The sequence below is a fragment of the Klebsiella oxytoca genome, assembly GCF_009707385.1.
Lineage (GTDB): Bacteria > Pseudomonadota > Gammaproteobacteria > Enterobacterales > Enterobacteriaceae > Klebsiella > Klebsiella oxytoca_C.
Genome location: NZ_CP046115.1, coordinates 1095120 through 1121045 on the forward strand (window position 1 = coordinate 1095120; position 25926 = coordinate 1121045).

The following is a 25926-nucleotide window of genomic DNA, read 5'->3' on the forward strand; positions in this document are numbered from 1 at the left end:
TCAAAAGCACCGGGGTTTACATCGTGTGCTGCTTCTCGCTGCGGCGGCTATCCGGTAAACTGCCTGGGTTATCCCACAAATACTGAAGGATTTTCCTCATGTACCAGGATCTTATTCGTAACGAACTGAATGAAGCCGCCGAAACTCTGGCGAATTTTCTGCAGGACGAAGCCAATATTCATGCGATTCAGCGTGCCGCGGTGCTGCTGGCGGATAGCTTTAAAGCTGGCGGCAAAGTGCTTTCCTGCGGTAATGGCGGTTCGCATTGCGATGCGATGCATTTTGCGGAAGAGCTGACCGGGCGTTATCGTGAGAATCGCCCTGGCTATCCGGCAATTGCGATTTCAGACGTGAGCCATCTCTCTTGCGTCAGCAATGATTTTGGCTATGAATATGTTTTCTCTCGCTATGTTGAGTCGGTGGGCCGTACGGGCGACGTATTACTGGGGATCTCTACTTCTGGTAACTCCGGTAACGTTATCAAAGCGATTGAAGCCGCCCGGGCTCAGGGGATGAAAGTCATTACTCTGACCGGTAAAGATGGCGGTAAAATGGCGGGGTCGGCGGATGTAGAAATTCGCGTACCGCATTTTGGCTACGCTGACCGTATTCAGGAAATCCATATTAAAGTGATTCATATCCTGATTATGCTGATCGAAAAAGAGATGGTTAAAGCTTAACAGGCCAGGTTTGTAAGCCATTGGAATCCGGACAGTGCCCAGACAAAACTCACCGAGTTTTGAACGCCCTTTAGGGCGGCCCGAAGGGTAAGCGTAGCGAATCATCCTCACGTACATGAAGTACGTTTCGGTTTCTGCGCGCTGGCCGTGTCCAAACTGACTGCACCAATAACGCCTTTTATGTTTCAGTGAGTGGTATGAGGTGATCTATGTGCGAATTGCTCGGGATGAGCGCGAATGTGCCCACAGATATTTGCTTCAGCTTCACCGGGCTGGTTCAGCGCGGTGGCGGAACCGGGCCACATAAAGACGGCTGGGGCATTACTTTCTATGAAGGTAAGGGCTGTCGCACATTTAAAGATCCGCAACCCAGCTTTCAGTCGCCGATCGCTAAGCTGGTGCAGGAATATCCTATTAAGTCCTGCTCGGTCATTGCTCATATTCGTCAGGCCAACCGGGGTATCGTAGCGCTGGAAAACACGCACCCTTTCACCCGAGAACTGTGGGGGCGCAACTGGACCTATGCGCATAACGGTCAACTGGAGGGCTATGAGTCCCTCGAGACGGGAACTCTGCATCCTGTTGGGGAAACGGATAGCGAAAAAGCGTTCTGCTGGCTTCTGCACCGCATCACCGATCGCTATCCGGAAATGCCGGGCGATATGGTTGAGGTATTCCGATTCATCGCCACGCTTGCCGGTGAGCTACGTGAGAAAGGCGTATTCAACATGCTGCTCTCCGACGGGCGCTATGTGATGGCCTTTTGCTCGACTAATTTGTACTGGATTACGCGACGAGCACCGTTTGGCGTAGCGACGCTGCTGGATCAGGATGTAGAAATTGATTTTCAACGCGAGACCACACCGAATGATGTGGTCTCCGTTATCGCTACTCAGCCGCTTACCGGCAACGAAACCTGGAATAAAATTATGCCAGGGGAGTGGGCGCTATTTTGCCTCGGGGACCGTGTAGTTTGAGGCGAGCTGCGGCTGAACAACTTCGTGGCTGAGCGGTTTGCTGACCACGTAGCGGCCATCCGCCACTGAAACTACCGGCGGCTTACGCGTCTGCTGGAAATAGTCGTACCCAGGTTTGAGCTGTTTCCAGAAATCAGAGAAATAGGAATATTTATGACGCGCCATGTTGGCATCGGTCATGCGGAAGGGGTAAATGCTCACCTGAACGCTGGGCTGACCAAAGACTAATGCGCCGGTGACGAACTGGAAGATTTCATCAATGCCGGTATCGGTCATAGCGTAACAGCCAACCGATACGCAGGCGCCGTGAATCATCAGATACTTGCCTTCATAGCCGTGCGCGCGATCGTAAGCATTAGGGAAGCCGATATTGATAGCCTTATAGAAACGGCTGTCAGGTTTAAGCTGATTGCGGGAAACGTTATAGAAACCTTCCGGGCTTTTGAAATCGCCCTGGCGCTGCTTGGGACCGAGCCCGCCGGAGTAGTTACAGATCCGGTAGCTGTCGAGAAGCTGGTAGGTTTCGCCCATCTTGACGTAAAGATCGAGCATGCGCTCTTCTTTAAAGATCTCAATGTAGACCGGTGAGCCCATTAACTGCTGCTTAAACTCTTTGCTCATCGGCGTTGTCGAGCTATTACTGCTAAGTAGCCCTGCGAATGAAACGCACGGCAACAGAAGCATCGCAATAAATAATGCGATTTTGCGCATACTACTTGTTCCTTGATAAAACAAATAACCACATTGCCAGGACGGCAAGAGAGACCCAAAATCAGAGTTTTCTGGATTTAGAGCGCTCACATTAGCATCACGGCAGTTTTTCGCAAGCACGACGTGCCACGTTTTAGTCTTAGTTTTCCGTTATAGCGAACCTTTCAGCAAAATACAGTCAGAACTTTGCGTAATAGCTCGCATTTTAGAACGACTTAATGGCAGTTTGTCTACAGGCGTAGCTCACGAAATGTTACACTTGGTCTGCTTAATGATCAGGGTAAGAAAGGATGCTTCTCTCCCGTCTTGCGAACCATCAGGGCTATGATGTTCCTTTCTTCTTCTTATTTTCCATCAATTATGCTGGCCTCGGCCTGATACCGGGGTTTAAGTAACGGATACCTGCTAACGATATGATTAAAATCACGAAAGGGCTGAATTTGCCCATAGCTGGCATGCCATCACAGCAGATTTTTTCGAAGACTGCGGTCAAGCGCGTTGCGCTGTTGGGTGAAGAGTATATTGGTATGCGCCCTTCGATGGCGGTACGTGAAGGTGACCGGGTGCAAAAAGGTCAACTTCTGTTTGAAGATAAAAAAAATCCAGGCGTGCGTTTTACTGCCTCTGCGAGTGGAACCATCAGCGCCATTCATCGCGGTGAGCGTCGTGTTCTGCAATCGGTGGTGATTGATGTGGATGGCGAAGATGCCGTTCATTTTTCCCGCTATGAATTAGCCGATCTTGCCGGGTTGCCGCGTGAGGCTGTGCAGCAACAGCTGCTGGAGTCTGGGATGTGGACGGCCTTTCGCACCCGCCCTTTCAGCAAAATACCTGCGCCGGGCAGCGTTCCTGCGGCCATTTTCGTGACCGCGATAGATACTAATCCGCTGGCGGCCGATCCGCAGCCACTCATACTGGCACAGCGCGATGCCTTTGACGCCGGTTTGACGCTGCTGACGCGCTTAACCGACGGTAAAGTCCACGTTTGCCAGGCCAGCGGCGGTAAGCTTGGCGGGCATCCCATTGGACAGGTTACTTTCAATCAGTTTACCGGGCCGCATCCGGCCGGGCTGCCAGGGACCCATATCCATTTTCTTGAGCCGGTTAGTCTGAAAAAGCAGGTCTGGCATCTTAACTATCAGGATGTTATTGCCGTTGGCAAATTATTCCTTGAAGGAGAATTGTATAGCGAACGCATCATTGCTCTTGGCGGTCCGCAGGTGAAAGAGCCGCGTCTGCTAAAGACTTGCCTGGGCGCCAGTCTTGATGAACTACTGATAGATGAACTGCTTGATGGTGAAAATCGTATTATTTCCGGTTCGGTCCTCAGCGGGACGCGCGCCAGTGGCCCTCATGCATTCCTTGGACGCTTTCATTTACAGGTAAGCGTCGTGAAAGAGGGGCGTGAAAAAGAGCTGTTCGGCTGGGTCATGCCGGGGAAAGATAAATACTCTATTACCCGTACCACGCTCGGTCACTTTATGAAGCGTAAGCTTTTCAATTTCTCGACGGATACCAATGGCGGCGAGCGGGCTATGGTGCCAATTGGCAACTATGAGCGAGTCATGCCGCTGGATATTTTGCCCACGATGCTGCTGCGGGATTTACTGGCGGGCGATACCGACAGCGCGCAGGCGCTGGGCTGTCTGGAACTGGATGAAGAAGACCTGGCGCTTTGCACCTACGTATGTCCCGGCAAGTATGAATACGGCCCGGCACTGCGCAGCGTGTTAACCCAGATAGAGCAGGAAGGATAAGTGATGGGCTTAAAGCAACTGTTTGAAAAACTTGAGCCGCACTTTACGCACGGCGGCAAGCTGGAAAAATACTACCCGTTGTTCGAGGCGACGGCGACGCTGTTCTATACTCCCGGCCAGGTGACGCGCGGGGCGGCGCATGTCAGAGATGCTATCGACCTTAAGCGAATGATGATTCTGGTGTGGTTCGCGGTTTTTCCGGCGATGTTCTGGGGAATGTATAACGTCGGCCTGCAGACTATTCCGGCACTGCATAAATTATACGCTGCTGAACAGCTGCAGCAGGTTATTGCCGGAAACTGGCACTACAGTATCGCACAGTGGCTTGGGGTGAACTTCAGCGCTGATGCCGGCTGGCTAAGCATGATGACGCTGGGGGCGGTATTTTTCCTGCCTATCTACATCACCGTATTTCTGGTCGGTGGGTTCTGGGAAGTACTATTTTCTATCGTTCGTAAGCATGAAGTTAACGAAGGGTTCTTCGTTACTTCGATTCTGTTTGCGCTGATAGTGCCGCCCACTCTGCCGCTGTGGCAGGCCGCTCTCGGGATCACTTTTGGCGTAGTCATTGCTAAAGAGATTTTTGGCGGTACCGGGCGTAACTTTCTCAACCCGGCGCTGGCAGGACGTGCGTTTTTATTCTTTGCCTATCCGGCACAAATTTCCGGCGACCTGGTATGGACCGCGGCGGACGGCTTCTCCGGCGCGACCCCGTTATCCCAGTGGGCAAGCGGCGGCGGTGAATCGCTGGTTAACGTCACTACCGGCCTGCCGGTAAGCTGGATGGATGCCTTTCTCGGTAATATTCCAGGCTCGATTGGTGAAGTCTCGACGTTGATGATTCTGATCGGCGGTGCAATCATTATCTTTGGTCGAGTCGCCTCGTGGCGCATTGTCGCCGGGGTTTTTATCGGTATGGTTGCTACCGCAATGCTGTTTAATCTCATTGGTTCTGATACCAACCCGATGTTTGCCATGCCGTGGTACTGGCATCTGGTTCTCGGCGGTTTTGCCTTCGGCATGATGTTTATGGCGACGGACCCGGTGTCCGCGTCGTTTACGGATAAAGGTAAATGGAGCTATGGCCTGCTGATCGGCGTGATGTGCGTACTGATTCGCGTGGTTAACCCGGCCTATCCGGAAGGGATGATGCTGGCGATCCTCTTCGCCAACCTCTTCGCGCCGCTGTTCGATTACCTGGTGGTGCGGGCCAATATTAAGCGGAGGAAGTCGCGTGGCTGAGAATAAAAGTAACGATAGCATCGGCAAAACGCTGCTGGTGGTGCTGGTGCTTTGCCTGGTCTGCTCAATTGTAGTCGCCGGTTCTGCCGTGGGGCTAAAATCGCGCCAGCAGGAGCAGCGCGCTCTGGATAAACAGCGCAATATCCTGGCGGTTGCCGGTTTGATGAAGCAGGGGATGAGTGCTGATGAAGTGGCTGATACCTTCAAGGCCCGTATCTCTCCTCGATTGGTCGATTTAGCCAGCGGTGAGCTGCTGGATAAAGACCCGGGCAAGTTTAATCAGGCCCAGGCTCTGAAAGATCCCCAGCAGAGCATACCGCTGGAAGTCAGTCAGGACCCGGCTGGCATCAAACGCCGCAGCAATATTGCCGAAATTTATCTGGTGCGTGATGAAAAGCAGCAGATTCAGGAAGTTGTGCTGCCAATTTACGGCAACGGCCTGTGGTCAGTAATGTACGCTTTTGTTGCCCTGGAAACCGATGGCCGCACGGTCAAAGGGATTACGTATTACGATCATGGCGAAACGCCGGGGCTGGGTGGCGAAATCGAAAACCCTAACTGGCGTCAGCAGTTTGTCGGTAAACAGGTGTTCGACGATAAAGGTATGCCAGCGCTGAGAATCGTTAAAGGCGGGGCGCGTCCAGGCGATCTCCATGCCGTTGATGGGCTATCTGGCGCAACGCTGACGTCAAACGGCGTACAGCATAGCTTTGATTTCTGGATGGGCGAACTGGGTTTTGGTCCATTCCTGCATAAGGTGCGTGAAGGGGAGCTGAATAATGGCTGATTTGGGCGACATGAAAGAAATGAAGCGTGTGCTGGTGGGGCCGCTTATCGCTAATAACCCTATCACTCTGCAGGTTCTGGGCGTTTGTTCCGCGCTGGCGGTGACGACCAAGCTGGAGACCGCTTTCGTAATGACCGTCGCGGTAACACTGGTGACGGCCTTCTCCAGCATGTTTATCTCCATGATTCGCCATCATATTCCTAATAGCGTGCGTATCATCGTACAGATGGCGATTATCGCTTCGCTGGTTATCGTGGTTGACCAGCTGCTGCGCGCTTTTGCATATGAAACCTCCAAACAGCTATCGGTGTTTGTCGGGCTGATCATCACTAACTGTATCGTGATGGGGAGGGCGGAAGCCTATGCCATGAAGTCCCCGCCGCTGGCGAGCTTTATGGACGGTATCGGCAACGGTCTGGGATATGGCGCGATTCTGTTGATTGTTGGTTTCCTGCGAGAGCTTATTGGCAGCGGCAAACTGTTTGGTATCACGGTAATGGAAACAGTACAGAACGGCGGCTGGTATCAACCAAATGGCCTGTTTCTCCTCGCGCCAAGTGCGTTCTTCATTATCGGTTTGTTGATTTGGGCCGTACGCAGCTGGAAGCCTGAACAGCAGGAAAAGGAGTAACCGATTATGGCTCATTACATTAGCCTGTTTGTCCGTGCCGTGTTTGTTGAAAACATGGCGCTGGCCTTCTTCCTTGGGATGTGTACCTTCCTGGCGGTATCGAAAAAGGTTTCGACCGCTTTTGGGCTCGGCGTTGCGGTAACCGTCGTGCTTGGGCTGGCAGTACCTATCAATAATCTGGTGTATAACCTGGTGCTACGCGATAGCGCGCTGGTAGAGGGCGTTGACTTAAGCTTTCTGAACTTTATCACCTTCATTGGCGTTATTGCCGCGCTGGTACAAATCCTTGAGATGATCCTCGATAAGTATTTCCCAACGCTCTATAACGCGCTGGGGATCTTCTTGCCGCTGATTGCCGTTAACTGTGCGATTTTTGGCGGGGTCTCCTTCATGGTGCAGCGTGACTATAACTTCACTGAATCCATCGTTTACGGTTTCGGCTCCGGCATTGGCTGGCTGCTGGCGATTGTGGCGCTGGCAGGCATCCGTGAAAAAATGAAATATGCAAACGTGCCTGTAGGTTTGCGCGGGCTAGGGATCACCTTTATTACCACGGGGCTGATGGCGCTGGGCTTTATGTCATTCTCCGGTGTGCAGCTATAAGGGCGGAAAGTATGGAAATTATTCTTGGCGTAGTGATGTTCACGCTGATCGTCCTGGTGCTATCGGGGCTGATACTGGCCGCGCGTTCGAAACTAGTGAATGCGGGCGACGTGGTCATTGAAATTAATAATGAAGCGGATAAACAGATTCGTACTCCGGCGGGCGATAAGCTGCTGAATACGCTCTCGAGCAACGGTATTTTCGTCTCGTCCGCCTGCGGCGGAGGCGGCTCCTGTGGTCAATGCCGGGTAACGGTGAAAGAGGGCGGCGGTGATATCCTGCCTACCGAACTTTCTCATATTACCAAGCGTGAGGCGAGAGAGGGCTGCCGTCTGGCCTGCCAGGTTGCGGTGAAGCAGAACATGAAAATTGAGCTGCCGGAGGAGATTTTTGGCGTCAAGAAGTGGGAGTGTGAGGTTATCTCCAACGATAACAAAGCCACTTTCATCAAGGAGCTGAAGCTGCGCGTGCCGGATGGCGACGTGGTTCCGTTCCGCGCCGGTGGGTATATTCAGATCGAATGTCCATCACACAAGGTGGCTTATGCCGACTTTGACATCCCGGATGAGTATCGCGGCGACTGGGACAAGTTTAATCTTTTCCGCTATGTCTCTGACGTGAAGGAGCCGACTTTACGCGCCTACTCTATGGCTAACTATCCGGAAGAGAAGGGCATCATCATGCTCAACGTGCGTATAGCAACGCCGCCACCGCAGGTGCCTGATGCGCCTCCGGGGATCATGTCCTCGTATATCTGGTCGCTGAAGCCGGGCGATAAAGTAACGATTTCCGGTCCTTTTGGGGAGTTCTTCGCTAAAGAAACGGAAGCTGAAATGGTATTTATCGGCGGCGGAGCGGGAATGGCGCCGATGCGTTCGCATATTTTCGACCAGCTCAAGCGGCTACACAGTAAACGTAAAATCAGTTTCTGGTACGGTGCGCGTTCTTTGCGAGAAATGTTCTATGATGACGAATTCGAGCAGCTGGCCCGTGAGAACCCTAACTTCACTTTCCACGTGGCGCTCTCCGATCCGCAGCCGGAAGACAACTGGACAGGGCATACTGGCTTTATTCACAACGTGCTGTATGAAAACTATCTACGCGATCACCCGGCGCCGGAGGACTGCGAGTTTTACATGTGCGGGCCGCCGGTAATGAACGCCGCGGTTATTAAAATGCTCAAAGATCTTGGCGTGGAAGATGAAAACATCATGCTGGACGATTTTGGAGGCTGATGATGCTGACGGTATTTGTGGCGACCTTTGTTATTTTCGCGCTGGTGATTTTAGGGATGTCGCTGGGGTACCTGATCAAGCGTAAAAGTCTCCAGGGAAGCTGCGGCGGGATCTCCTCGCTGGGGATGGAAAAGGTGTGCGACTGTCCTGAGCCCTGCGATGCGCGTAAAAAGCGTATGGCCAGAGAGGCCCAGCGCCAGCAAAATCGTATCCTCTAGTTTTCTCCTGTCCACCTGACCCGGCCGAGCACAGCAACGCCGGGTTATTCTTTATCACAATATTCATCGTCTCTTACAGCGTTTCTCTTCTCAATAACCTGACTTATACTGTATACTTGTCCAGTTGTAAGTGAGGGCTAACGATGCGCAAAATCATCCATGTTGATATGGACTGCTTCTTCGCGGCGGTTGAAATGCGTGACAACCCGGCGCTACGAGATATCCCTATTGCGATTGGCGGCAGCAGGGTAGAGCGCGGTGTCATCAGTACGGCCAACTATCCGGCACGTAAGTTTGGCGTGCGCAGCGCTATGCCTACCGCCACGGCCCTCAAACTTTGCCCCCATTTAACCCTGCTTCCCGGCCGTTTTGATGCTTACAAAGAGGCGTCAAACCATATCCGGGAGATTTTTTCCCGCTATACCTCTTTAATTGAACCATTATCACTGGATGAAGCCTATCTTGACGTTAGCGACAGCGTTCACTGCCAGGGGTCGGCAACGCTGATGGCGCAGGAAATTCGCGAAACCATCCATCGCGAGCTAAACCTGACAGCCTCCGCAGGAATTGCCCCGGTAAAATTTCTTGCCAAGATCGCCTCGGATCTTAATAAACCCAACGGCCAGTTTGTCATTGCGCCGCATCAGGTTGCTGAGTTTGTCAAAACGTTGCCGTTATCAAAAATCCCGGGCGTCGGAAAAGTTTCTGCCGCGAAGCTGGAAAGCATGGGGTTGAGAACCTGTGAAGATGTGCAAAACAGCGATCTGGCGCTATTGCTCAAGCGATTTGGTAAATTCGGCAGAATACTCTGGGAGCGCAGCCAGGGGATTGATGAACGCGAGATCAGCAGTGAGCGCCTGCGCAAATCGGTTGGCGTTGAGCGCACCCTGATAGAAGATATCCATGAATGGGCCGAATGTGAGTCAATTATAGAGAATCTCTATCCGGAACTGGAGCGACGCCTGGCGAAGGTAAAACCAGATTTGCTGATTGCCCGTCAGGGGATCAAGCTGAAGTTTAATGATTTTCAACTTACTACCCAGGAGCATGTCTGGCCCCGTTTAAATAAAGATGATTTAATCACCACGGCGCATAAAGCCTGGCATGAACGGCGTGGAGGCCGGGGGGTAAGGCTTGTTGGCCTACACGTGACGCTACTCGACCCACAGCTGGAAAGACAATTAGTTCTGGGATTATAACAATGCTAAAAATAAGAGCGTATGAACAGCATGATTTTCCCACGCTTTGCACTATATTTTTACGGGCTATTAAAGAGACGGCAAGCGCCGATTATTCTGCCCGCCAAATTGCCGCCTGGGCTCAGGTTGATGAGGAGCGCTGGCGACAAAAAATAGCGGCTTCACGGGTAATAGTTGCGGAAAAAGATACAGTCCTCGTCGGGTTTATTACCGCCGTGGATGACTATATCGACTTATTGTTTGTTTCTCCCGACCATAGCCGTCAGGGAGTAGCCAGCGCCTTACTCAAGGCGCTGCTCCTTCAGCATCCTGAACGCGTTTTTACGGTAGAAGCCAGTATTACGGCAAAGCCTTTTTTTCAACGTCATGGCTTCCATGTTATTGAACAACAGCAAGTAGAAGCGCGCGGTGAGCGATTTCTTAATTATCGGATGCGGCGATGAATCGGCTTGCAATAAAGATTTTGCCTGATTATTATACGCCCGATTTCAGCAAATAAATTAACTGCAAAGGAGGTTCATCATGAAAATAGATTCTCAGAACGCACTTTGCAGGCCTTCCCAGGAATAACACTCTTTTTTTGCCCTGGTAACGTCTGCCATATCCTTGATTTATTTTTTATATGGATTGGTATATGGGCAATAATGTTCATTATACGTCTGACGCTATTTCTTATATTACGTCAGACGATCTGTGGATCGAAGGTTTAGCGATCCAACAATTACACACAACGGCAAATTTACCCCACATGCATCGTGTAGTGGGAATGCCAGATTTGCATCCCGGGCGCGGCTACCCGATCGGCGCGGCTTTCTTTTCTATTGGTCATCTCTATCCGGCTCTGGTTGGCAACGATATCGGCTGCGGCATGGTGCTGTGGCAAACGGATATCCACGGGCGAAAATACAATGCCGACAAGTATGAGAAGAAATTGTCCGCTATGGATGATGCTGCGCAAGAAGGTTGGCTGGATGACTACCTGCCGGAAGCGCTGTTAGCCCATTCCTGGCGTAGCGCTCTGGGTTCAATTGGCGGCGGCAACCACTTCGCTGAACTGCAGCAGGTGGATCGGATTGTTGATAACAGGCGTTTCCAGCAGGCTGGTCTTGATTCTCAGCATCTGCTTCTTTTGGCACACAGCGGTTCGCGTGGCCTGGGGCAATCTATTCTGCAACGCCATATTACGGCTTTTTCACACCATGGTCTGGCTGAAGGTAGCGCCGCAGCTGCGGACTATCTGGCAGCGCATAACGATGCGCTGGCTTTTGCCCGCGTAAACCGGCAGCTGATAGCCACCCGAATCCTGCAACAGGTACGGGCCGATGGACATAGCGTGCTGGATATTGCGCATAATTTTGTTGAACCCTGCTCTGTCAACGGACGTATGGGCTGGCTGCATCGCAAAGGGGCGACACCGGACAACCGTGGTCCGGTGATTATCCCTGGATCTCGCGGCGATTATAGCTGGCTGGTTCAGCCCGTGGTCAATGAGGAAGCACTACATTCTCTGGCTCACGGAGCCGGGCGTAAGTGGATGCGTACTGAGTGCAAAGGAAGATTGTCAGGCAAGTACACTCCTGCGCAGCTGTCCCGCACTGAACTGGGAAGCAGGGTGATCTGCCGGGATCGCCAGCTGATCTATGAAGAAGCGCCGCAGGCGTATAAATCGGTCGAGAGCGTAGTGGACTGCCTGGTGCAGGCCGGGTTGGTTGAACCGATCGCCCGCCTGCGTCCGCTGCTGACGCTGAAAACCAGCGGAGGGAAAGGCGCATGATTTTACTGCAACTCTCTTCCGCACAGGGGCCAGATGAATGCTGTCTGGCGGTGAAACTTTCATTGGATTGCTTAATACAAGAAGCCGCAGAGCAGAGGGTGGCTGTTACGCTGTTGGAAAGCGAACCGGGCTGGCGTTCCGGCACGCTGCGTTCAGCCATGATTTCGCTTGATGGCGACAATGCGTTTTCCTTTAGCGAAAGCTGGTGCGGTACCCTGCAATGGATTTTTCCCAGCCCGTTCAGACCGCATCATGGACGTAAAAACTGGTATGTTGGCGTCGGGCGCTTTTCTTGCGACGAACAGAAGCTGTCCAGCGAGATCCGCTTTGAAACGCTACGCTCTTCCGGTCCCGGCGGGCAGCACGTGAATAAAACCGACTCAGCGGTACGTGCCACTCATCTGGCAAGTGGGATTAGCGTGAAGGTTCAGTCGGAACGGAGTCAGCATGCTAATAAACGGCTGGCCCGTTTGTTGATTGCGTGGAAGCTGGAGCAGCAGCGGCAGGACGATAGCACGGCATTGAGATCTGAACGCAGAATGTTTCATCATCAGATTGAACGCGGTAATCCACGGCGAACGTTTAGCGGGCGTTAACCGGCTATTCGTTATTAAAGAAAAAGGCCCATTCCGTCGGGAATGGGCCTGTGGCGATTTATTTAGCCGGAATAGCTTTCAGCAGTTCGGTCAGCAGCGTCCAGTACTGGCCAACGCTTTCAATGTGAACCTGCTCATCCGGAGAGTGAGGACCGGTGATGGTTGGCCCGATAGAAACCATGTCCATTTCCGGATACGGTTTTTTGAACAGACCGCATTCCAGGCCCGCGTGGATAATCTGGATATTTGGCGTCTTGTTGAACAGACGCTGATAGGTTTCACGCACCAGATGCATTACCGGCGAATTGGCGTCCGGCTGCCAGCCCGGATACGCGCCTTTAGCTTCGGTTTTCGCACCCGCCAGTTTGCCTAAGGAATCCAGCATGCTCACGACATAATCTTTTCCACTGTCGATCAGAGAACGAATCAGGCAGTGAATCTGCACGTTATCGCTGGTCATGGTCACTACGCCAACGTTCAGAGAGGTCTCCACCACGCCTTTTGCCACATCAGAGTTACGAATGACGCCGTTCGGCGTGGCATTAAGCAGGCGTACAAAGGTATCGCGGGACTGTACCGTCAGCGCTGGCTGGTCGTTTTCAACAGATTCCAGCAGAACGGCCAGGTTTTTCTCCCTGGCCGCCAGTTCGTTCTTCAGGATCTCCTGATACTTATTGGTCAGCGCTTTCAGCAAATCCGCTTTATCTGCGGCAACGGCTACGGTAGCGAACGCTTCACGCGGGATGGCGTTACGCAGGGTGCCGCCGTTAAAATCGACCAGACGTAGATCCAGCTCTTCAGCATGGCCTGCCAGGAAGCGCGCCAGCAGTTTGTTGGCATTGCCTAAACCGACGTGAATTTCTCCGCCGGAGTGACCGCCTTTTAACCCTTTCAGAGTCAGCTTAAAGCTCTGGAAACCGGCCGGAACGGCTTCACGAGTTAGCGCCAGGTCAGAGGTGAAGTCGATTCCACCCGCGCAGCCCATGTAAATTTCACCTTCTTCTTCAGAGTCGGTGTTGATCAGGATATCCGCCTGCAGCCAGTTGGCCTGCAGGCCAAACGCGCCGTCCATACCGGCTTCTTCCGTCATGGTCAGCAGCACTTCAAGCGGGCCGTGAACCACGTTATCGTCAGCCAGCACCGCCAGCGCGGAAGCCATGCCGATACCGTTATCGGCGCCAAGCGTAGTGCCGCGCGCTTTGACCCACTCGCCGTCGATGTACGGCTGAATCGGATCTTTAGTAAAGTCGTGAACGGTATCGTTGTTTTTCTGTGGCACCATATCAAGGTGCGCCTGCAGCACCACCGGTTTGCGGTTTTCCATACCGGCAGTGGCGCCTTTACGAATCAGAATGTTGCCAACCTGGTCGCGTTCCGCGTGTAAGCCTTTTTCTTTTGCCCAGCCCATAATGTGCTCAGCGAGCTGTTCTTCGTGGTATGAGGGGTGAGGGATAGAGCAGATTTTGGCAAAAATATCCCACAGCGGCTGCGGGGATAATTGAGACAGTTCAGACACGATGAGTCTCCTTACAATCACCTGCAAAAGTCGTTTGCAGATCGAGGGGTTAGCAATCAAATACACTACAAGCAGGGCTTGCGCGATGGGGTTGAGAATACCACTTTCCGTGTACTCTGGTAGTGTAAACCACGTAAAAAGAGTCGTCGTGGCCGCTTAACGCTGGTTTTTAGCCCGTCAGATCTCTATAATCTCGCGCAACCATTTTCCCCCTCGAACATTATTTAAGCCGTATTACACAGGCTGGGACACTTCACATGAGCGAAAAATACGTCGTCACCTGGGACATGTTGCAGATTCACGCCCGCAAACTGGCAACCCGTTTGCTGCCGGTTGAGCAGTGGAAAGGCATTATTGCCGTCAGCCGTGGCGGTCTGGTACCGGGAGCCCTACTGGCGCGTGAACTGGGTATTCGTCATGTAGACACCGTTTGCATCTCAAGCTATGACCATGATAACCAGCGTGAGTTAACGGTTCTTAAACGCGCTGAAGGCGATGGCGAAGGCTTTATTGTTATTGATGACCTGGTTGATACCGGCGGTACCGCCGTCGCTATCCGTGAAATGTATCCTAAAGCGCATTTTGTCACTATTTTCGCTAAACCGGCTGGTCGCCCGCTGGTAGACGATTATATCGTTGATATTCCGCAGGATACCTGGATTGAACAACCCTGGGATATGGGCGTGGTATTCGTTCCGCCTATCGCAGGTCGTTAATTTTCAGCATAAATGCTAATTACCACGCCCGGTTTTGCCGGGCGTGGTTTTTTTTACCCTTGTGCAGGTTACAATAGTTTCAGTGGCAACATGATGGAGGCTGCACATGTCCCAGGCTAACCTTAGCGAAACGCTGTTTAAACCCCGATTCAAACATCCGGAAACCTCTACGCTGGTGCGTCGGTTTAATACCGGAGCGCAACAACCGATCCAGTCCGCGCTTAGCGGCAATCACGTTGATCACTGGTATCGATTGATTAACCGCCTGATGTGGATCTGGCGTGGCGTGACGCCGCAGGAAATCCTCGACGTCCAGGCGCGTATCGTCATGAGCGACGCGGAGCGCACCGACCCGGAGCTTTACGATACGGTCGTTGGCTATCGCGGTGGTAACTGGATTTTTGAGTGGTCTAAACAGGCGATGAGCTGGCAGCAGCAGGCCGGTCAGGAAGAAGATCTCCTCGTTAGCGGTCGTCACTGGCTCCATGCTGCAAATCTATATAGCATTGCTGCTTATCCGCATATAAAGGGCGATGAGCTGGCGGAACAGGCGCAGGTGCTGGCATACCGTGCTTACGAAGAAGCGGCTCAGCGCTTGCCAGGCAAACTGCGCGAACTGGAGTTCTCCATCCCCGGTGCAGCGCCGATCACCGGTTTCTTACATATGCCGCCGGGCGATGGTCCGTTCCCGACGGTGCTGATGTGCGGCGGGCTGGATGCGTTACAGACCGATTATTACATCCTGTATGAGAACTATTTTGCGCCACTGGGTATCGCCATGCTGACTGTGGATATGCCTTCCATTGGTTTCTCATCAAAATGTAAGCTGACTCAGGATACCAGTATGCTGCACCAGTATGTGCTGCAGCATCTGGCGAATGTTCCCTGGGTCGATCATACCCGCGTTGCCGCATTTGGTTTCCGTTTCGGGGCCAACATTGCCGTGCGCCTGGGCTATCTTGAATCCCAGCGCCTGAAAGCAGTCGCTTGTCTGGGACCAGTGGTACACGGCCTGCTAGTGGATCCTCTGCATCAGGGGCGGGTGCCGGAAATGTATCTCGACGTTCTGGCTTCGCGTCTGGGCATGCATGATGCCTCCGATGAAGCGCTGCGCGTTGAGCTTAATCGTTATTCCCTGAAGGTACAGGGGCTGCTGGGACGTCGCTGCCCCACGCCGATGCTTTCCGGCTACTGGAAAGACGATCCGTTTAGTTCGGAAGAAGAGTCGCGTTTGATTACTTCGTCTTCCTCTAACGGCAAGCTGCTGGAGATTCCATTCAACCCGGTCTATCGTAACTTCGATCATGCTCTTCGGCAGATCGCCCGCTGGATTAGTCAGAGATTTAGTTAATATATTGCTAAATTCTATTGATTTGGTAACGTCATAGCATCACTAAAGGAGATCGCAATGACGTTACCGAGTGGACACCTGAAGAGTAAGCTGATTAAGAAATTCACGGCTCTTGGCCCTTATATCCGTGAGGAGCAATGTGAAGACAACCGCTTCTTTTTCGATTGCCTGGCAGTTTGCGTCAACGTAAAACCCGCGCCAGAAAAACGCGAGTTCTGGGGATGGTGGATGGAGATGGAAGCGCAGGCTTCGCGCTTTACCTATAGCTATCAGTTCGGATTATTCGACAAAGAAGGGGTCTGGCGTCCGGTCGCTATTGACGATCCCGAAGTCACTGAAAAGCTCGAAAAGACGCTACGTGATTTTCACGAACGCGCAGAAGCATTATTGGCAACCTTCAGCCTTAAGCTGGAGCCAGCCGATGATTTTAGCGAACCGGTTAAGCTGAGGGCTTAATCTGCCCTGCAGCTCATCGGCAGCAGAACAATCCACGCCATGGCAGCGTGGATTTTTTTATAAAGTATATAGTTACAACATACTTAAGGCTCAATTCCCTTGTTGTGAATATAAGCGGCTAAACTCCAATACACATGTATTTGATTTCTAAATAATCTTCTATCCCGTACTTCGAGCCTTCACGGCCAAGCCCGGAAGATTTCACGCCGCCGAAGGGGGCAACCTCAGTGGAGATAAGGCCGGTGTTAATGCCGATAATTCCGTATTCCAGCGCTTCGCCAACGCGAAAGACGCGGCCTAAATCGCGGGCGTAGAAATAAGCCGCCAGGCCAAATTCGGTATCGTTGGCCTGAGCAATGACATCAGCCTCATCTTTAAAGCGGAATAGCGGGGCGAGGGGGCCAAAGGTTTCTTCTCTCGCCACTTTTGCATCGCTGGGAACGTCCACCAGAATCGTTGGCTGAAAGAAATTACCGCCCAGCTCATGGGCTTTCCCGCCAGATACCACCCGTGCGCCTTTGTCCAGCGCATCGGCGATATGTTCCTCTACTTTAGCGATAGCTTTGTCGTCAATCAGCGGCCCAATGGTGACGTTCGGCTGCAGGCCATCGCCGATCTGCAGCTTGCTGACTGCCTGCTGCAGTTTTTCCGCGAAGCGATCGTAGACCCCTTCCTGGACGTACAGACGATTGGCGCAGACGCAGGTTTGCCCGGCGTTGCGAAACTTGGAAGCCAATGCGCCTTCGACGGCTTTATCAAGATCGGCGTCGTCAAAAACAATAAACGGCGCGTTGCCGCCCAGCTCCAGCGAGACCTTCTTGATATCTTTCGCGCACTGCTCCATCAGCTGGCGACCTATTTCCGTCGAACCGGTAAAGGAGAGTTTGCGCACCAGTGGGTTACCGGTGAGTTCGTTGCCGACCTCGCTGGCTGAACCGGTGACTACGTTAAACACCCCCTCCGGGATCCCGGCGCGGTTGGCGAGCTCCGCCAGCGCCAGCGCGGAGAACGGCGTCTGGCTGGCGGGTTTGAGCACCATTGTACAGCCTGCGGCCAGCGCCGGGCCCGCCTTGCGGGTGATCATCGCTGAGGGGAAATTCCACGGGGTAATAGCGGCGGTCACACCAATCGGTTGTTTAATCACCAGCAGCCGCTTATCGGCCTGATGGCCGGGAATGGTGTCGCCATAGATGCGTTTGCCCTCTTCGGCAAACCACTCAATAAAGGAGGCCGCGTAGCTGATTTCGCCTTTTGCTTCCGCCAGCGGCTTGCCTTGTTCCAGAGTCATCAGTCGTGCTAAATCGTCCTGATGCTCCATCATCAAATCAAACCAGCGGCGCAGGATATTGGCCCGCTCTTTGGCGGTAAGTGCGCGCCAGGCGGGCAGGGCGCGGGCGGCGGCATCAATAGCCTCGCGGGTTTCTTCAGCACCCATTTTGGGCACGCTGCCCAGCTGTTGGCCGTTGGCGGGGTTGCTTACTGCAATGGTTTCTTTGGTTTTGGCGTCGCGCCAGCGTCCGTCAATGAATGCCTGCTGGCGAAAAAGGGTAGGGTCGTTAAGTTGCATGTTTGCGTCCTGTCTCGGTCCGTTTTAAGCCTTGAATGAGCTGAGTCTGTTCTTTATTACTGCTTCCGGTAGACGGAGTGACTTTCAACACCCGTCCCTGTTAAGTGTAGACGAACGCCTTCAGGAAGCCGGGCGCGGAGGAGCGCGTTACAACATTAACCCTCATTTATTTACGGATATTTGAACTGACGGGACGTTATTGGGCAAAAGATGCTGTATTTTTTCTGCTCAATTCGCAAGAAAGGAGTGCTCCATGTCACAGCAAGAACGCTATTGTCAGGCCTGCGGGATGCCGATGTCTGCTGAAGATGCGAAAGGCGCAAGCGACGATTACTGCGCCTGGTGTTGCGATAGCGAGGGGAAGCTTAAGTCCTGGGAAGACGCCGTTTCCGGCCTGGCTGAGTTTCTCGATTCCTGGCAGAAGGTCGGGCCCGCGGAGTCGCGCAAACGAGCGATGCGCTATTTGACGGCAATGCCCGCGTGGGCCCATAAAGCGGAAGATTAACCTGCAGCCCGGAGCAAAAACTCCGGGCATTTTTAATGCGATCAGAACTTCCAGGAAACGCTGCCGACGATGCTGCGCTCTGCGCCAAAGTAGCAGTAGGAGAGCGAGTTACAGGCGGCAATATAGTTCTTATCGGTCAGGTTATTGACGTTAAGCTGCGTGCTGAGGCCTTTAATTCCTACCTTCGACAGGTCATAGCCAATCGCCATATCCACCAGCGTATAGGATGGGAGGGTATGCGTATTCAGACGATCGCTGGTAATGCCGTTGACATAGCGCACCCCGGAGCCGAGCATCAGGCCATCCAGCGGACCGCTTTTCACATCATAGCTCAGCCAGGCGCTGGCCTGGTTGCGCGGCGCGTAAACGGCACGTTTGCCTTGCTCTTCCGGGCTGCTTTTCTTATAGCGAATGTCGGTGTACGTATAGGCTGCCTGCAGGCGGAAGCTGTCCGTTAGCTGACCGATCGCTTCCAGTTCCACCCCTTTTGACTCAATTTCACCAATCGAGCGGTACGGATCGGTCGGCTCTTCTTTGGTGGCGATATTGGTCTGGTTGATGCGGAATACCGAGGCGCTGAACTGGCTGTTCATTCCTTCCGGCTCATACTTCAGCCCGGCTTCCCACTGCTTGCCTTTCATCGGATCGAGCAGGTTGCCGTTTTCATCGGCGAAGCTGGTGGGCGTAAAAGCGGTAGAGTAGCTGATATACGGAGCTAAACCGTTATCGAACAGATACAGCAGCGCGGCGCGGCTGCTGAAGTTGTTTTTATCCAGATCGCTGCGCGAACCGTTGAGCTTATCGATATTTGACACGCTGACCTGGTCGTAGCGTCCGCCCAGAGTGAAGCGCCAGCGGTCCCAGGACATCTGGTCCTGCAGATAGTAGCCGGTCTGGCGCAGCTTGTGTTTTTCGCGGCTGTACATAGTGATGTAATCCGGCTTCGCGCCATAGACCGGGTTAAAAGCGTCGATGGCCGGGAATGCGCCGTAGTAGCCGGTGGTGTTGTTGCTGCGGTCCTGATAGTCGATCCCTATCAGCAGACGATGGTTCACGGCCCAGGTATCGACGCTACCGTCGAGCTGATTATCAAGCGTGATGGCGTTCATCTTTTCGTCCGAGCCGGAGTAACCGCGGTTTAGCTCGGTTTCATTGAGCCAGCCCGCGGCATAGACCTGGTTCAGCTCAACTTTGGTATGCAGGTAACGCAGCTTCTGCCGCACCGACCAGCCGCTATCAAACATGTGTTCGAAATTGTAGCCGACCATATTTTCGCGACGGTCATATTTGTCGTAATCATCTTCACCCTCAAAGAAGGTGTTAGCTATTTTCTTACCATAGTGGGGAACCACGGTACCTTCATAGGGGAGGCCTGAGTGGCTGCCGCCCTCCGGGTCGCGATGCAGATAGGCCATTAAATCAAGGCGCGTCTGGTCGGTGATGCGCCAGGTCAGGCTGGGCATAATCGCGTAGCGCTGCTCTTTTAAGGTATCAAACTGGGAGTCCGCATAGCGGGTCATGCCGCTTAACCGCGCCGCCACCCGGTCGTTATCGTCCAGCGCGCCGGTGACGTCAAACGCTGCTCCGCGCTGGTTGTTATTACCAGCAAACAGCTTGATCTCTCCGCCGGGATCGAATGAGGGTTTACGCGAGGTGAGAGCGACGATGCCGCCGGGCGAAGAACGGCCATACAGTACCGAGGCCGGACCGCGCACCACTTCGATATTCTCCAGGAACCACGGATCGACCACCAGCGAACTGTGCGAGTTGGTGTCGCCCATCATTTTCAGACCGTCGAGATAGACGTTATCCAGGCTGCCGTCCGAGAATCCGCGCAGGACGATGTAATCAAAGCGGTTAGAAGCGCCAATCTGATTGCTATAAACGCCCGGCGTATAGCTCACGGCCTGGCGTACGCTGATCGCACCCTGTTCTTCAAACTGCTCGCGGGTGATAATGGATACCGACTGCGGAGTCTCAATATCCGGCGTGGCAATTTTGGTCGCGCCGCTCTGCATCTGCGAAGTGACTACGATAGTTTCGTTTTTTGTTGTTTCCTGGGCCAGCAGCGGGAAAGCGACGCCGCCGGTCACCCATCCTGCCAGCAGCGCCAGGCGAGTTTTCGCAAACATGAACATCTCCAAAGGCATTTCTAATTGTTAATAAGAATTATTACCTTTTTGGCGCTTTCTATAGCTATGCGCAATGCCAGGATGCGTATGCGCGCTGCCAAAGCCGCTAAGTATTCTTCGCGAAAATATAAAAAATGGATTAGCCCGGCTTTTGCACATCGCAGGGTGAGATGCCGTAGCGCCGACGAAAGGCGGTAGAGAAGTTGGTGGCGTGCTGATAGCCCGACATCCATGCCGCTTGCTGTACGCTATATCCTTCAAGCAGATAGCTTCTCGCCCGCTCCAGCCGACAATCGCGCAGATAGTCAAAAACTGAACAACCGTAAGCCTGACGAAATTTACTGCGCAAGCTGCTCGAGCTCATTGCCGCCCGCTGGGCCAGCTCGTTAAGGGTGTAGTCCTTTTCCGGAGCCTGCTCCAGCAGGCGGCGAACCCTCTCCAGCCGCTGCTGTACGCCGTCCGCTGGCGCGAAGTGTTGCGCGCTTTCGTTCTGGCACACGCTCAGCCTGTGGCCGAACAGCTGCAGAATAAGTCCCTCGAGCATTAGCTGACGAGAAACGCGACTAAGCGCGCTCTGCTGCGCGTACTGGAGACCGCTCAGCAGAAAACCCGGAATCTGCCAGATAAGCGTTGGCGTCTGGCACCTTTCCCATTCGCGCATTAATGAATCAAGTAGTCCGTCGCGCCGCGCGCCGTCCGGGTAGAGTCCGAGGGAGAGCGTGCGAAGCCGGCAGTCGGCATCGTGGCGAGCGCACATGACCTGATGTTCGCTAAGACGCGAGGTAAAAGCCATCCCGGAGCGCACGAGGTGCTGCTCTCCGTTGAGGGTCAGAGCAACGCAGCCTTCCAGCACTACCAGCATATAGAGAGGGCTACTATGCCGCGAGGTTGTCTCGTAGGGCTGTAATACCTGAACATCGGAATGGGTCACGCACATTCCGCAGGGCAACGTCATCTCTTCCACTTCTCCTCGCAGTACCGGGCTGGCGTGCGATGGCTTTTGCAGCAGTTGCGGAAAGCGGTAGTCGATACCATACCGTTCACCAAACGCCAGAAACTCGCTGACGGAGAAGATTTTTCTCAGGGCGTGGCGGGCGGGCTCGTTCTGCGTAGTTGAATTGTTCATGCGGTTGTCAGCGCTGGAAATGGAGCGTCATCGGATGGGGTAACCTTACCATTGTGCGGGCTGGGCGACAATAGAATGAGAATCATTATCAATGTTGGCGATGTTGCAGGAGGTGGCGCGGACAGGAGGTGTCCACGCGGCTGTATCAGGGATCAGGCGTCGGCGTTGTCCAGCGGCCAGGAGTCAAACAGGTAGCCGTCGAAGTAAATATCATCAACGTTGGAGAACTCAAGGAGCCGACGTTTGACGTTCTCCAGATGCTGCCACATGGCGAGCTTTGCCGCCCGGGCGTCTTTTTTAATTAAGGCGGCGAGGATCCGTTTATGATCCACCAGCCACTCCTGGCGGTAGTGGGTATCACTAAGATGACGATGTAGCTGGATCCACATAGGATTGTTTTCCCGCCACTGCCATGACTGACGGAACAGCTCCACCAGCATACTGTTATGCGTCGCTTCGGCGATAGCCAGATGAAACTGCATATCGCCGCTTTCGGTGCCACCCGGCGCGCTACTGGCCAGCTCTCGCTCTTCCAGCTGTAAAGCCTGGCGCATTTTGATGATATCTTCCCGGGTTGCCTGCAGAGCGGCAAATTCGGCAATATTGCTTTCCAGCAGCTGGCGGGCCTGTAGCAGTTCAAACGGACCGGCGTCATTGCAATGATTGATATCCGTGTTCTCCGCCGCGCTTTCTCCAGCGGCGCTATCAAGCACGTAGATCCCGGCGCCGCGGCGCACTTCGACCAGCCCTTTGATCTCCAGCATGATCAGCGCTTCACGGACCACGGTGCGGGTCACGTCCAGCATCTCGGCGATCTCGCGCTCCGGTGGCAAACGATCGCCGGGGTTATAGGGCGTCTGGACGATGAGATCGCGAATCAACGCGCCAACTTCCTGATAGGGTCTGTGCTGAGATATTTGTGATTTCATGATGTTATGTTGTGAGATGCGATAGCCCGGTGGCTGACTATAGCATTTGGCCGGAGGGTTAGCATCTCTCTCCGCTGAAACAGAGAAAACGGGTCAACCAAATTACCATTCAGTTGACCCGTGTCAGGGGAGGTGATTACAGGATGGCGCTGACCGCCGCGACGCATTCGCGGGCGCCGCGTTCGCACAGCTGTTGGTACGCCTGCGTCACTGCCGCCACGAAATCGCTATTGTCCGGTAGATCGTGGGCAAAAATTCCGCTTAAGGCCAGTAGGGCGGCGACGCGCTCCGCGCCCTGATAACGCTGGTTGATCTGTTGGATCTCCGCCAGCAGCGGGTCGACGACATCAATGGGCTGCCCCTGTTCGTCGATCCCCTGGGTGTAGCGCATCCAGCCTGCGACTCCGAGCGCCAGATGACGCCAGCTGCTGCCGTTTTGTAGATGCAGACGGATTGGATCCAGCAGGCGCTGCGGCAGCTTCTGGCTGCCGTCCATGGCGATTTGCCAGGTGCGGTGGCGCAGAGAGGGGTTGCTGAAACGGGCTATCAGCAGCGTGGCGTATGCCTGTAAGTCGGTACCTTCCGGCATGGAGAGCGTAGGCGCCTGTTCCTGCATCATCAGGGCGAAAGCGGCTTTGCGGTACGCCGGGTTGGTCATGGTGTCGGCGATGGTTTCATAGCCGCCAAGGTAGCCAAGATAGGCGAGGAAAGAGTGGCTGCCGTTGAGCATGCGCAGCTTCATCATTTCAAACGGCACCACGTCTTCAACGAACTGCGCGCCGACTTTGTCCCACTCCGGTCGACCATTAACAAAACTATCTTCAATCACCCACTGACGAAACGGTTCGCAGGCGATAGCGCATGGATCGTAGACGCCCAGCTGGTCGGCAATCTCCTGCAGCGTTTCAGGCGTTGCCGCGGGTACGATGCGGTCAACCATGGTGCAGGGGAAGGTGGCATGGGCTTCAATCCACGTCGCCAGCTGCGGGTCGCGCGCTTGTGCGAGGCCAAGCACCGCCACTTTCGCCACGTGACCATTCTCGCGGACGTTATCGCAGGACATCACCGTAAAGGCCGGCAGCCCCTGTTCGCGGCGCAGGCGCAGCGCTTCGACAATGTAGCCGATGGCGGATTTCGGCGTCGCCGGATTAGCGAGATCGTGCTGAATCAGTGCGTTATTGAGATCGAGCTGTCCGCTGGCCGCATCGGTGCAGTAGCCTTTTTCCGTCACCGTCAGGGAGACAATCGCCGTTTGCGGACGCGTCATGGCGCGCAGAATAGCGTCACAGCCGTCGATTTCCGGATGCAGCGCCTCTTTCATTGCAGCGATAATTTTCAGCGCGGTGCTGTCTGCGCCTTTTTCCGCTACCGTATAGAGCAACTGCTGATTTTTCAGATTTTCTATCAGGATGCGGTCGTTACCCGGCATCAGGTTGACTTCGCAGATGCCCCAGTCGCTGTCGCTGGTTTCCAGCAGATGATGAGTATAAAGCGCCTGATGCGCGCGGTGAAACGCACCGCAGCCCAGATGCACGATACGGGATTCCAGACGAGAACGATCCCACGCGGGGCGTGTAACCGGCAGGTTGCTGTCGGCAATGGTTGCAGTCATAGCAAACTCCAGAGTGGGTCGCAAAAGGCGACCAAAGGGGAAAGGCGGGACGCACGGTCCCGCCTGTCAGGAATTAGCGGCTAAAAAAAGCGCGCTGAATCGCCAGCTCGACGCCGCGAACTTCAGCCAGGCCTTTCAGGCGGCCAATGGCGGAATAACCGGGGTTAGTTTTCTTTTTCAGATCGTCGAGCATCTGGTGGCCGTGGTCAGGACGCATTGGGATAAGGTCCTCTTTGCCTTCAGCTTTACGACGATGTTCTTCTTCGACTATCGCTTTCACGACTTCGTACATGTCCACGTCGCCGTACAGGTGCGCCGCTTCGTGGAACGTTTTCGGATTCTCTTCCCGCAGAGTCGAGCGCAGGTGGGTAAAGTAAATGCGCGGACCGAACTTCTTAATCATATCAACCAGATCGTTGTCGGCGCGAACTCCGTAAGAGCCGGTGCACATGGTGAAGCCGTTAGCCGTGCTGTTCACCGTATCAACCATCCACTGCATATCCTCAATGGTAGAGACGATGCGCGGCAGGCCGAGAATAGGGCGCGGCGGATCGTCCGGGTGCACCGCCATCCGCACGCCAGCCTCTTCGGCAACCGGAATAATCGCTTTCAGGAAGACGGCGAAATTCTCGCGCAGGGCGGCTTTATCGATATCTTTGTAGGTAGCCAGATGCTGGCGGAATTGCTCAAGAGTATATCCCTCTTCCGCGCCCGGCAGACCGGCGATGATATTACGCGTCAGGCGCGCTTTATCTTCCTCGCTCATAGAGGCAAAACGTTGGTTCGCCTGGGCAATCTCTTCGGCGGTGTAATCTGCTTCCGCTCCCGGACGCTTGAGGATGTGCAGCTCAAAGGCGGCGAATTCAATCTGGTCGAAACGCAGGGCTTTGGAGCCATCCGGCAGGACATATTCCAGGTCGGTACGGGTCCAGTCGAGTACCGGCATAAAGTTGTAGCACACGGTACGAATCCCGCACTGGGCCAGATTGCGCAGGCTTTGCTGATAGTTAGCGATCCACTGCGCGTAGTTGCCGGTATGGGTTTTAATCTCTTCGTGAATCGGTACGCTTTCGACCACTGACCATACCAGCCCGGCTTCTTCCACGATGGCTTTACGCTTGAGGATCTCTTCAACCGTCCACACTTCGCCGTTCGGGATATGGTGCAGGGCGGTAACCACTCCGGTAGCGCCCGCCTGACGGACGTCAGCTAAAGTGACCGGATCGTTAGGGCCATACCAGCGCCATGTCTGTTCCATGCTTAACCTCTTTCACGTTATTGACCTGCTTCAGGCCACTGCTTTGATGGGAGCGTCGGTTCCGGTCAACCATCGTAACGGAGTGAAACCAGACGATATGGCGTATAAATTCCTCCAATTGGTCAAACATGTCAACCGTGAAAGTATAATTGGTAAACCAAAATGTGATGAGGATTGGCTAATGGGGCGAGTTTTAAGCCTGTAGCTGGTCATAAAGCGGAATTTTATCTGCTTAAACAACCAGAAAAGTCCGGCTCAGCGGGAAGAAATGTGTATTAAATGGTTAACCAGTGGTGGCAACATATCGACCAGGAGGATGGATTACCGCCAGAAAGCGGATGCACTCGC

The 25926-nt window shown here is 53.8% G+C and carries 25 protein-coding genes; 17 read left to right on the forward strand and 8 right to left on the reverse strand.

All coding sequences use genetic code 11. The features are described 5' to 3' along the window. Window positions 1–98 precede the first annotated feature (98 nt). Window positions 99–680: a D-sedoheptulose 7-phosphate isomerase gene (gene lpcA / locus GJ746_RS05110; protein ID WP_004133848.1), complete on the forward strand. Its 582-nt coding sequence runs from the start codon at window positions 99–101 to the stop codon at window positions 678–680. 209 nt (window positions 681–889) lie between these two features. Continuing rightward, on the forward strand, window positions 890–1657 hold the full coding sequence (locus GJ746_RS05115) for a class II glutamine amidotransferase (protein WP_154679209.1): 768 nt from the start codon (window positions 890–892) through the stop codon (window positions 1655–1657). Here the strand turns inward: GJ746_RS05115 and dpaA are convergent. Next, window positions 1628–2368, reverse strand: a complete 741-nt coding sequence (dpaA, locus tag GJ746_RS05120; RefSeq protein ID WP_154679210.1) for a peptidoglycan meso-diaminopimelic acid protein amidase — start codon at window positions 2366–2368, stop codon at window positions 1628–1630. The two genes, GJ746_RS05115 and dpaA, sit on opposite strands and share 30 nt — an antisense overlap. A gap of 413 nt (window positions 2369–2781) precedes the next feature. Here dpaA and GJ746_RS05125 point away from each other — a divergent pair, with 413 nt between their 5' ends. From GJ746_RS05125 to prfH, 11 genes are all read left to right on the forward strand, one after another. Continuing rightward, window positions 2782–4125: a Na(+)-translocating NADH-quinone reductase subunit A gene (locus GJ746_RS05125; RefSeq protein ID WP_154679211.1), complete on the forward strand. Its 1344-nt coding sequence runs from the start codon at window positions 2782–2784 to the stop codon at window positions 4123–4125. A gap of 3 nt (window positions 4126–4128) precedes the next feature. Beyond that, window positions 4129–5367 (forward strand): NADH:ubiquinone reductase (Na(+)-transporting) subunit B, encoded by a 1239-nt coding sequence (locus GJ746_RS05130; protein ID WP_154679212.1) that lies wholly within the window; start codon window positions 4129–4131, stop codon window positions 5365–5367. After that, window positions 5360–6154 carry a Na(+)-translocating NADH-quinone reductase subunit C gene (locus GJ746_RS05135; protein WP_154679213.1) on the forward strand — a complete coding sequence of 265 codons (795 nt, stop codon included), beginning with the start codon at window positions 5360–5362 and terminating at the stop codon, window positions 6152–6154. The genes GJ746_RS05130 and GJ746_RS05135 overlap by 8 nt, the downstream gene beginning before the upstream one ends. After that, window positions 6147–6785 (forward strand): NADH:ubiquinone reductase (Na(+)-transporting) subunit D, encoded by a 639-nt coding sequence (locus GJ746_RS05140; RefSeq protein ID WP_154679214.1) that lies wholly within the window; start codon window positions 6147–6149, stop codon window positions 6783–6785. The genes GJ746_RS05135 and GJ746_RS05140 overlap by 8 nt, the downstream gene beginning before the upstream one ends. A 6-nt stretch (window positions 6786–6791) precedes the next feature. Continuing rightward, complete coding sequence (gene nqrE / locus GJ746_RS05145) at window positions 6792–7388, forward strand: NADH:ubiquinone reductase (Na(+)-transporting) subunit E (protein WP_154679215.1); 597 nt, start codon at window positions 6792–6794, stop codon at window positions 7386–7388. An 11-nt stretch (window positions 7389–7399) separates the two neighbouring features. After that, window positions 7400–8623, forward strand: a complete 1224-nt coding sequence (gene nqrF / locus GJ746_RS05150) for an NADH:ubiquinone reductase (Na(+)-transporting) subunit F (protein WP_154679216.1) — start codon at window positions 7400–7402, stop codon at window positions 8621–8623. A 2-nt stretch (window positions 8624–8625) separates the two neighbouring features. Then, window positions 8626–8841, forward strand: coding sequence for a (Na+)-NQR maturation NqrM (gene nqrM / locus GJ746_RS05155; protein ID WP_195908838.1), 216 nt, complete (start codon window positions 8626–8628; stop codon window positions 8839–8841). A gap of 143 nt (window positions 8842–8984) precedes the next feature. After that, on the forward strand, window positions 8985–10040 hold the full coding sequence (gene dinB, locus GJ746_RS05160) for a DNA polymerase IV (protein WP_154679218.1): 1056 nt from the start codon (window positions 8985–8987) through the stop codon (window positions 10038–10040). 2 nt (window positions 10041–10042) lie between these two features. Beyond that, entirely contained in the window at window positions 10043–10483 is a 441-nt protein-coding gene (locus GJ746_RS05165; protein ID WP_154679219.1) for a GNAT family N-acetyltransferase, read from the forward strand. A gap of 191 nt (window positions 10484–10674) precedes the next feature. Next, window positions 10675–11814: an RNA ligase RtcB family protein gene (locus GJ746_RS05170; protein ID WP_154679220.1), complete on the forward strand. Its 1140-nt coding sequence runs from the start codon at window positions 10675–10677 to the stop codon at window positions 11812–11814. Beyond that, window positions 11811–12410 (forward strand): peptide chain release factor H, encoded by a 600-nt coding sequence (prfH, locus tag GJ746_RS05175; RefSeq protein ID WP_154679221.1) that lies wholly within the window; start codon window positions 11811–11813, stop codon window positions 12408–12410. The genes GJ746_RS05170 and prfH overlap by 4 nt, the downstream gene beginning before the upstream one ends. A gap of 58 nt (window positions 12411–12468) precedes the next feature. Here prfH and pepD read toward each other — a convergent pair whose 3' ends face one another. Continuing rightward, window positions 12469–13926, reverse strand: a complete 1458-nt coding sequence (pepD, locus tag GJ746_RS05180) for a cytosol nonspecific dipeptidase (RefSeq protein ID WP_154679222.1) — start codon at window positions 13924–13926, stop codon at window positions 12469–12471. Between the two features lie 257 nt (window positions 13927–14183). Between pepD and gpt the strand changes: the two genes are divergently transcribed. The 3 genes from gpt (at window position 14184) to crl (ending at window position 16449) form a co-directional block, all read left to right on the forward strand. Then, window positions 14184–14642 carry a xanthine phosphoribosyltransferase gene (gene gpt, locus GJ746_RS05185; RefSeq protein WP_154679223.1) on the forward strand — a complete coding sequence of 153 codons (459 nt, stop codon included), beginning with the start codon at window positions 14184–14186 and terminating at the stop codon, window positions 14640–14642. Window positions 14643–14748: 106 nt separating this feature from the next. Continuing rightward, on the forward strand, window positions 14749–15993 hold the full coding sequence (frsA, locus tag GJ746_RS05190) for an esterase FrsA (protein WP_154679224.1): 1245 nt from the start codon (window positions 14749–14751) through the stop codon (window positions 15991–15993). A gap of 57 nt (window positions 15994–16050) precedes the next feature. Next, a complete protein-coding gene (gene crl, locus GJ746_RS05195; protein ID WP_154679225.1) occupies window positions 16051–16449 on the forward strand; it encodes a sigma factor-binding protein Crl in 399 nt (132 codons plus the stop codon). Window positions 16450–16567: 118 nt separating this feature from the next. Here crl and gabD read toward each other — a convergent pair whose 3' ends face one another. Further along, window positions 16568–18016, reverse strand: a complete 1449-nt coding sequence (gabD, locus tag GJ746_RS05200) for an NADP-dependent succinate-semialdehyde dehydrogenase (RefSeq protein ID WP_154679226.1) — start codon at window positions 18014–18016, stop codon at window positions 16568–16570. Between the two features lie 253 nt (window positions 18017–18269). On the opposite strand from gabD, the gene GJ746_RS05205 reads away from it, so the two are divergent. Next, complete coding sequence (locus GJ746_RS05205) at window positions 18270–18521, forward strand: zinc ribbon domain-containing protein (RefSeq protein WP_154679227.1); 252 nt, start codon at window positions 18270–18272, stop codon at window positions 18519–18521. 41 nt (window positions 18522–18562) lie between these two features. Here GJ746_RS05205 and foxA read toward each other — a convergent pair whose 3' ends face one another. The 5 genes from foxA to uxuA all read right to left on the reverse strand — a co-directional run bounded on the left by foxA (window position 18563) and on the right by uxuA (window position 25578). Beyond that, window positions 18563–20671 (reverse strand): ferrioxamine B receptor FoxA, encoded by a 2109-nt coding sequence (foxA, locus tag GJ746_RS05210; RefSeq protein ID WP_154679228.1) that lies wholly within the window; start codon window positions 20669–20671, stop codon window positions 18563–18565. A gap of 121 nt (window positions 20672–20792) precedes the next feature. After that, window positions 20793–21779 (reverse strand): helix-turn-helix transcriptional regulator, encoded by a 987-nt coding sequence (locus GJ746_RS05215; RefSeq protein WP_154679229.1) that lies wholly within the window; start codon window positions 21777–21779, stop codon window positions 20793–20795. Between the two features lie 152 nt (window positions 21780–21931). Next, window positions 21932–22708 (reverse strand): Uxu operon transcriptional regulator, encoded by a 777-nt coding sequence (gene uxuR, locus GJ746_RS05220; protein ID WP_154679230.1) that lies wholly within the window; start codon window positions 22706–22708, stop codon window positions 21932–21934. A gap of 136 nt (window positions 22709–22844) precedes the next feature. Then, the gene (locus GJ746_RS05225) at window positions 22845–24320 is read right to left on the reverse strand and encodes a fructuronate reductase (protein ID WP_154679231.1); all 1476 of its coding nucleotides are present in this window, start codon (window positions 24318–24320) and stop codon (window positions 22845–22847) included. A gap of 73 nt (window positions 24321–24393) precedes the next feature. Beyond that, a complete protein-coding gene (gene uxuA / locus GJ746_RS05230) occupies window positions 24394–25578 on the reverse strand; it encodes a mannonate dehydratase (RefSeq protein WP_154679232.1) in 1185 nt (394 codons plus the stop codon). Between the last annotated feature and the right edge of the window lie 348 nt (window positions 25579–25926).